Origin of the sequence: Thalassobacterium maritimum (assembly GCF_031127805.1) — a bacterium.
Classification (GTDB): domain Bacteria; phylum Verrucomicrobiota; class Verrucomicrobiia; order Opitutales; family Coraliomargaritaceae; genus Thalassobacterium; species Thalassobacterium maritimum.
In genome coordinates, this window is sequence record NZ_JARXHW010000234.1 from 1 (window position 1) to 461 (window position 461).

The 461-nt window shown below is 60.1% G+C and carries 1 pseudogene; it reads left to right on the forward strand.

The features are described 5' to 3' along the window. Positions 1–335 (forward strand): annotated as a pseudogene (locus QEH52_RS20185) (polynucleotide adenylyltransferase); the annotation flags it as partial. Positions 336–461 lie beyond the last annotated feature (126 nt).

A 461-nucleotide genomic window follows, 5' to 3' on the forward strand; every position in this document is an offset into this window, starting at 1 on the left:
GCGACTCCGCCATCCGCCGCCTGGCTGCCAGAGTCAAGCGCATCGACCGCCTGGTGCGCGTCGCCCACGCCGACAAAAACGGCCGCCCACCCATCGAATCCGACGGCTACCCCGAAGGCCAATGGCTACTTGATAAAACAGCCGAGCTCGCCATTCAGGACAACGCCCCCAAGCCCATCCTACTCGGGCGTCACCTCTTAGAGCTCGGCATCAAGCCAGGTCCCCACTTCGGCAAAATCCTCGACCGCGCCTACGAAGCCCAGCTCGACGGCGCCTTCACCGAAGAAGAACAAGCCCGCGACTACCTCAAAAAGCTGGTAACCGAGATCTTGTAGGAGCTTCACTTGTGAAGACCGCCAAACACTAGCAGTCGCCCCAAACGTAGCAGGGTTGCTTTAGCGCCCTGTTTCCATGCCGAGCCGCTTTCAAAACACCAAATCGGGCGCTAAAGCAACCCGACT